This window comes from Polaromonas sp. P1_F4 (assembly GCF_056405675.1).
In genome coordinates this window covers 109,955-117,028 of record NZ_JBFUBP010000013.1, presented here as the reverse complement: position 1 = coordinate 117,028, position 7,074 = coordinate 109,955, and the positions used below count along the sequence as shown (strand labels likewise).

Genomic DNA, 7,074 nt, shown 5'->3' with positions numbered 1-7,074 from the left:
AGCCTAAGTACCCAAGACGGGTCAGCTCAAGCAAGCTCGATCCCTACGCCGAGAAGCTGGCCACCTGGCTGGTAATCGAGGCAACAAAATCGCGGAAACAGCGGCGCACTTTGAGGCAGATCCACACAGACTCAGCCCAAAAAGGAGAAGATCAAGAACTTATCCACATCGTGAGCACCTTCTGCTCACAAAGAGTGTGGGTCAAGATTCGATGGAAAACTCGGGTCAGACTTCAGTGCAATTCAACATTCATGCAAACTCAAATCGTTTGTTTCGAGTTTTAGAACTTTTAATCTTCATCCTCGCCTCCGTTTATTTCTGTTTGCGTCATCTTAGATTGCGGGTGAATGCATCAAAAATAACTTGGCCACCGGGTCAGATGACGTCTTTAGTTGGGATGCAATCAGACTGCCCTCAACAAAATTCTCATCACTACCTAGCCGTAAACCCAACCGGCATCTGCGGCGGCCCCATCCGGTACATATCCACGTAAATCGTGATGGTCTTGCTGCCTCCGTCAACCTGAATGTCGTACACATCCAGCAGCCCGCCACCTGAGGGGAGCCCGCTACCCGTCGGGATCGATTTGTCCTCGTATTCGCAGCAGGCGCCTCGACGTTCATAGGTCACTGGTTCGCCTTTTGGTCCGCGCAGTGAGTTGAGGTACAGATGGTGAAAGCTCTTGTCTCTCGGTCCTGTCTTGATGGGTTTGGCGGCAGAGTAGCCATAGCCTGGGTCGGTGGCGATGGGCAACTTGAGTGTCCGAAAGTAGGGCGCCGCTGAATCTGATCGGCCGTTGGGGATGCCTTTTCCTCCTACACGGGTGACGGAAAGAATCTTGGGCTCGGGGTTGCTTGCACCTGGGCCGGGCTGGGTGGTCTGGCACCCTGCGAGGATTGTGGCGGTCAAGGCAAGGATGACCAGGTGTGAAGAGCGGGAAACCAGCGCGTTCATATAAGAGAGTCCTCTTTTTTTAGTTTGATATTGGAGAGAGGTCGGTGGATGCAGCGGCCTCCCTGTAATGCCGGCCCTCACCGGCAACCCACAGCATACCGGCCACCCCGCATACGCCACCCGGCGTATTCCCCAATCCCCCTCCGGTCCCCAGAATCGGTTCATCGCTGTGTAAAAGCCCTGGTTTCCCCGGGTTTTGGCGCAGCGAAACGCGATTCACACACCTATCTACCGGAGCGAGGATTCACATGCAACAACGTCGATTTACCCTCAAGGCGATGACCGCCGCAGTCGCACTGGCAGGCCTTGGCGCCATGCCTGCCGCTTTTGCCCAGGCGGGCGGCACCATCAAGGTTGGCATCTTGCACAGCCTGTCGGGCACCATGGCAATTTCTGAAACGACCCTGAAAGACACCGTGCTGATGGCGATCGAAGAGATCAATGCCAAGGGCGGCGTGATGGGCAAGAAGCTCGAGCCCGTGGTGGTTGACCCGGCTTCCAACTGGCCCCTGTTTGCTGAAAAAACCAAGCAGCTGCTCGGCCAGGACAAAGTTTCCGTCATCTTCGGTTGCTGGACGTCTGTGTCCCGCAAGTCGGTGCTGCCAGTGGTTGAAGAAATGAACGGCCTGCTGTTCTACCCTGTGCAGTACGAAGGTGAAGAACTCTCCAAGAACGTGTTCTACACGGGTGCGGCACCCAACCAGCAGGCTATTCCTGCGGTCGACTATTTGATGAGCAAGGCCGGCGGCGGCGCCAAGCGTTGGGTTCTGCTGGGCACTGACTATGTGTACCCACGCACCACCAACAAGATTCTGCGCGCCTACCTCAAGAGCAAGGGTGTCAAAGACACCGACATCGACGAGAAATACACCCCCTTCGGCCACAGCGACTACCAGACCATCGTGGCTGACGTGAAGAAATTCTCGCAAGGCGGCAAGACCGCTGTGGTGTCCACCATCAACGGTGACTCCAACGTGCCTTTCTACAAAGAGCTGGGCAATGCCGGCCTGAAGGCCAAAGACGTGCCGGTGGTTGCCTTCTCTGTGGGTGAAGAAGAACTGCGCGGCGTGGACACGAAGCCCCTGGTCGGCCACCTGGCTGCCTGGAACTACTTCCAGTCGATCAAGAGCCCGGCCAACACCGAGTTCATCAAGAAGTGGTCTGCTTATGCCAAAGCCAAGAAGCTCCCTGGCTCTGACAAGCCTTTGACCAACGACCCGATGGAAGCCACCTACATCGGCATCAACATGTGGAAGCAGGCTGTTGAAAAGGCCAAGTCCACCGACACCGACAAGGTCATCGCCGCCATGGCCGGCCAGACCTTCAACGCGCCTTCCGGCATCGTGAGCAAGATGGATGAGAAAAACCATCACCTGCACAAGTCGGTCTTCATCGGCGAAATCAAGGCTGATGGCCAGTTCAATGTGGTGTGGAAGACGCCTGGTCCGGTTAAGGCCAAGCCATGGAGCCCATACATTGAAGGGAACGACAAGAAACCCGACGAGCCTGTCAAGAAGTAAGAAGCTACTGCGCGAACCGATCTGGGGCTCTGTGGTGCTCACCGTACTGGTGTACGGTTCCGCTCCTCGAACCCCACCTCGGTCCGCTCGCTACGCTTCTTCCTGTCTTGACGCCTTTGGGCGTCTACGGTCCGGTTCTTGCTCTTGGTGAGTAAGACCGGTGCCCCCTCAGGAAGTTGCAGTCTGGGCGCAACACGGTTGCGTGCTGTGCCCAACCTACAGGTTCTTTCCCCTATGCTCCGTTACCCACTTCTCCGCTTACTCCTTCTTGCTACGCTTTTGATAGCTGCTCGCGCCCATGCCTTAAGCCCTGAGGAGGTAAAAGGCATGTCAATTGGCGAAACGGAGGCACGTGTGGAGGCCTTGGGCAAGGCCGCTGCCAAGGCCGACGAGAAGACGGCTGCATTCATACAGGCGCTGTCTGACGATGCGGTGAAAACCAAGGGTGACAAGGTGTTTGTCGTGAAAGACGACAAAGCCTTTGACCCGATCACCGGCGCTGAGGTGCCGCTGCCGGCTGATGCTGAAGACGTGATCAACCCCAACCTGATGCGCAGCGAGATCGACAACGCGCTGGCCGCGTTGAAGCTGTTTTCCAAAGACGAGAAGCAGCGGCGCGATGCGATCAAGACGCTGGGCGGTGACAACGACGAAGCGCGGCTGCCGCTGATTGAAAAAGCCTACGCGGCTGAAACCGTGCCCGAGCTGAAGAACCAGCTCGAGCTGATGCGCGCCGCCATCATGCTGGGCAGCACCGACAAGGCCAAGCGCCTGGAGGCCGCCGCGCAGCTGGCCGGCAGCAAGAACCCCAATACCAAGACGGTGCTGATAGAGCGACTGGGCACCGAGGCCGATGCCGATGTGAAGGTGGCCCTGCAGGCTGCGCTGGCCAAGGTGGAGGCCTCGCTGGAGTGGGGCAACAAGCTGGGCGCGATTTTCAGCGGCATCAGCCTGGGCAGCATTTTGCTGCTGGTGGCGCTGGGGTTGGCCATCACTTACGGGCTGATGGGCGTCATCAATATGGCGCACGGCGAGCTGATGATGATTGGCGCCTATGCCACCTATGTGGTGCAGGGCCTGTTTCAAAAATACTTCCCCGGCGCGTTTGACTGGTATTTGCTGGCCGCGGTGCCGGTGGCCTTTATGGCTTCGGCGCTGATGGGCGCGGCGCTGGAGCGCAGCGTGATCCGCTTCCTCTATGGCCGGCCGCTGGAGACACTGCTGGCCACCTGGGGTATCAGCCTGATGCTGCAGCAACTGGTGCGCTCGATTTTTGGCGCGCAAAACGTGGGTGTTGAAAACCCGGTGTGGATGAGCGGCGGCGTGCAGGTGCTGGGCAATCTTTCGCTGCCTTACAACCGGCTGGTCATCATTGTGTTTGCGGTGGCGGTGCTGCTGGGCGTGGCCTGGCTGATCAGCCGCACGCGGCTGGGCCTGTTTGTGCGCGGCGTCACGCAGAACCGGCCGATTGCCTCTTGCATGGGTGTGAACACGGCCCGCGTTGATACTTACGCCTTCGCGCTGGGCTCGGGCATTGCCGGCCTGGCGGGCTGCGCGCTGAGCCAGGTGGGCAACGTGGGGCCTGACCTGGGCCAAGGCTACATCGTGGATTCGTTCATGGTGGTGGTGCTGGGCGGCGTGGGCCAGCTGGCGGGCACGGTGTATGCCGCGATGGGCCTGGGCATCCTCAATAAATTCCTGGAAGGCTGGACGGGCGCCGTGCTGGCCAAGATTGCCGTGCTGGTGTTCATCATCATCTTCATCCAGAAGCGGCCGCAGGGCATCTTCGCGATGAAGGGCCGCAGTGCGGAGGCCTGAGATGACGACCACCATGACCCCGATGCCAACTATCGTGCACCTTCCGGCCAAGGGCCCACTGCTTACGCGCGGCGGCTGGAGCGCCTTCATGATGGCACTGATCGCCGTCTGCGCCATTGCGCCCATCCTCAACCTGTGGGTGCCCGAGGGCAGCGTGTTCCACATGAGCACCTACGCCGTGGCGCTGCTCGGCAAGATCATGTGCTACGCCATCTGCGCGTTGGCCATGGACTTGATCTGGGGCTACACCGGCATCCTCTCGCTGGGGCATGGCGTGTTCTTTGCACTGGGCGGCTACGCCATGGGCATGTACCTCATGCGCCAGATTGGCCGCGACGGCAATTACAAAAGCGACCTGCCCGACTTCATGGTGTTCCTTGACTGGAAGACCTTGCCCTGGCACTGGACTTTCAGCGACAGCTTTGCCGCCACCCTGTTTTTGATTGTGGCGGTGCCGGGCATCATTGCCTTTGTGTTTGGCTTCTTTGCCTTCCGCTCGCGCATCAAGGGCGTGTATTTTTCCATCATCACCCAGGCCATGACGTTTGCCGCCATGCTGCTGTTCTTTCGCAATGAAACCGGTTTTGGCGGCAACAACGGCTTTACCGATTTCAAGCGCATTCTCAACATCCCGATTGCCACGCCGTCGATGCGCATGACGCTATTCATCATGACCGGCCTGACGCTGCTGGGTTTCTTTTTGTTTGCCAAATGGCTGGTGGGCAGCAAGTTTGGCCGTGTGCTGCAGGCCATTCGCGACGCTGAAACGCGCGTGATGTTCTCCGGCTACAGCCCGCTGGGCTACAAGCTCACGATCTGGGTCATCTCGGCCATCATGTGCGGTGTGGCCGGTGCGCTGTATGTGCCGCAGGTCGGCATCATCAACCCGAGCGAAATGAGCCCGGCCAACTCGATTGAAATTGCCATCTGGGCCGCAGTGGGCGGGCGCGCCAGCCTGATCGGGCCGATTGTGGGTGCCTTTATTGTCAACGGCGCCAAGAGCTGGCTGACGGTGGCGTATCCCGAATTCTGGCTGTACTTTCTGGGGGCACTTTTCATCAGCGTCACGCTGTTCCTGCCCGATGGGGTGGTGGGCCTGGTCAAGAAGCTTCGTAAAGGGGGTGGCAAATGACCCCCGACCTTCTTGAGCAGGGCGCACGCCGCATTGAAGAGCGCCTGGCTGCACTGGAAGCCGGCAAGGCCAATACGGCATCGGGTGGCCGTAGCGCCAGTGGCCGCCGTATTGCTCATGCCACCGGCGAGGTAGACGTTACCCACGGCCGTATCCTGTACCTAGAAGATGTGAGCGTCAGCTTCGACGGCTTCAAGGCCATCAACAAGCTGAGCCTGGACATTGCGCCCGGAGAGCTGCGCTGCATCATCGGCCCCAATGGAGCCGGCAAGACGACCATGATGGACATCATCACCGGCAAGACCCGGCCCGATGAAGGCACGGTGTTTTTCGGCAGCACGATTGACCTGCTGCGCCACAAGGAAGCCGAAATCGCCCAGCTGGGGATAGGCCGCAAGTTCCAGAAGCCCACGGTGTTTGAGCAGCTCACCGTGTTTGAAAACCTGGAGCTCGCGCTCAAGACCAACAAGGGCGTGAAGCATTCGATGTTCTTCAAGCTCGATTCAACACAAAGCGACAGGCTGGCCGAGATCCTGGTGACGATTCACCTGGCAGACAGTGTGGGCCGTATGGCCGGCAACCTGAGCCATGGGCAAAAGCAGTGGCTGGAGATCGGCATGCTGTTGATGCAGGACCCGAAGCTGCTGCTGCTCGACGAGCCGGTGGCTGGCATGACCGATGAGGAAACGGCACGCACGGCGGAGCTGTTCTTGACGCTCAAGGGCAAGCATTCGCTGATGGTGGTGGAGCATGACATGAGCTTTATCAAGACGATTTCGGAGATCGTTACCGTGCTGTGTGATGGGTCTGTGTTGGCGCAGGGGACCTTGGACCAGGTGCAGGCGGATGAGCGGGTCATCGAAGTCTACTTGGGACGTTGAGGACACACCATGCTGAACGTCAAAAACATCAACCAGTACTACGGCGGCTCCCACATCCTGCGGGACGTGAGCCTGGACGCTCACCTGGGCAAGGTTACGGTGCTGCTGGGCCGCAACGGCGTGGGCAAGACCACGTTGCTCAAATCACTGATGGGCCTGATCCCCATCAAGACCGGCACGATTGAATTCGACGGCAAACCCATCCAGGGCAACACGCCGTATGAGCGCGCCCGCGCAGGCATCGGCTTTGTGCCGCAAGGCCGTGAAATCTTCGCGCGCCTGACGGTGGAAGAAAACCTGCGCATGGGCCTGGCCTACAAAAGCGCCAGCACGCCGATTCCTGCCGAGCTGTATGAGCTGTTTCCGGTGCTCAAGCAAATGCTGAACCGGCGCGGTGGTGACTTGTCGGGTGGGCAGCAGCAACAGCTGGCCATTGCGCGTGCACTGGCGGCCAAGCCCAAGCTGTTGATTCTTGACGAGCCCACCGAAGGCATTCAGCCCAGCATCATCAAGGACATCGGCCGCGTGATCCGCATGCTGGCCGATCGCGGTGACATGGCCATCTTGCTGGTGGAGCAGTACTACGACTTCGCGCAGGAACTGGCCGACGACTACCTGGTGATGGAGCGCGGCGAATTCATTGCGCGCGGCCAGGGCAAGGACATGGAAACCAACGGCGTGCGGCAGCTGGTGGCGATTTAAGCAGGGTACCTGTCGTCGCCTTGCGTCAAAGCCCGGTTTGTCCGGGCTTTTTTGTGCCTGCAGGCAT

7 protein-coding genes are annotated in these 7,074 nt (G+C 59.2%); 6 read left to right on the top strand and 1 reads right to left on the bottom strand.

Annotation, left to right across the window (positions count from 1 at the left end):
* Positions 1-284: hypothetical protein (locus AC1DYQ_RS20945; RefSeq protein WP_477688414.1), on the top strand; the 284-nt coding region annotated here is incomplete at its 5' end.
* Positions 285-432: 148 nt separating this feature from the next.
* On the opposite strand, the gene AC1DYQ_RS20940 is transcribed toward AC1DYQ_RS20945, so the two are convergent.
* Positions 433-909, bottom strand: a complete 477-nt coding sequence (locus AC1DYQ_RS20940) for a hypothetical protein (RefSeq protein ID WP_477688408.1) — start codon at positions 907-909, stop codon at positions 433-435.
* A gap of 293 nt (positions 910-1,202) precedes the next feature.
* Here AC1DYQ_RS20940 and urtA point away from each other — a divergent pair, with 293 nt between their 5' ends.
* The 5 genes from urtA (at position 1,203) to urtE (ending at position 7,007) form a co-directional block, all read left to right on the top strand.
* The gene (urtA, locus tag AC1DYQ_RS20935; RefSeq protein WP_457282107.1) at positions 1,203-2,474 is read left to right on the top strand and encodes an urea ABC transporter substrate-binding protein; all 1,272 of its coding nucleotides are present in this window, start codon (positions 1,203-1,205) and stop codon (positions 2,472-2,474) included.
* Between the two features lie 234 nt (positions 2,475-2,708).
* Entirely contained in the window at positions 2,709-4,292 is a 1,584-nt protein-coding gene (gene urtB / locus AC1DYQ_RS20930; RefSeq protein ID WP_477688407.1) for an urea ABC transporter permease subunit UrtB, read from the top strand.
* Between the two features lie 13 nt (positions 4,293-4,305).
* Positions 4,306-5,424, top strand: a complete 1,119-nt coding sequence (gene urtC / locus AC1DYQ_RS20925) for an urea ABC transporter permease subunit UrtC (RefSeq protein ID WP_477668173.1) — start codon at positions 4,306-4,308, stop codon at positions 5,422-5,424.
* Positions 5,421-6,305, top strand: coding sequence for an urea ABC transporter ATP-binding protein UrtD (urtD, locus tag AC1DYQ_RS20920; protein ID WP_477688406.1), 885 nt, complete (start codon positions 5,421-5,423; stop codon positions 6,303-6,305). The genes urtC and urtD overlap by 4 nt, the downstream gene beginning before the upstream one ends.
* Positions 6,306-6,314: 9 nt before the next feature.
* Positions 6,315-7,007 carry an urea ABC transporter ATP-binding subunit UrtE gene (urtE, locus tag AC1DYQ_RS20915; protein WP_477688405.1) on the top strand — a complete coding sequence of 231 codons (693 nt, stop codon included), beginning with the start codon at positions 6,315-6,317 and terminating at the stop codon, positions 7,005-7,007.
* The last annotated feature ends 67 nt before the right edge of the window (positions 7,008-7,074 follow it).

Excerpts from the sequence above, each read along its gene's own strand:
- urtA (WP_457282107.1), top strand. The coding sequence starts at position 1,203 with ATGCAACAACGTCGATTTACCCTCAAGGCGATGACCGCCGCAGTCGCA.
- urtB (WP_477688407.1), top strand. The coding sequence starts at position 2,709 with ATGCTCCGTTACCCACTTCTCCGCTTACTCCTTCTTGCTACGCTTTTG.
- urtC (WP_477668173.1), top strand. The coding sequence starts at position 4,306 with ATGACCCCGATGCCAACTATCGTGCACCTTCCGGCCAAGGGCCCACTG.
- urtD (WP_477688406.1), top strand. The coding sequence starts at position 5,421 with ATGACCCCCGACCTTCTTGAGCAGGGCGCACGCCGCATTGAAGAGCGC.
- urtE (WP_477688405.1), top strand. The coding sequence starts at position 6,315 with ATGCTGAACGTCAAAAACATCAACCAGTACTACGGCGGCTCCCACATC.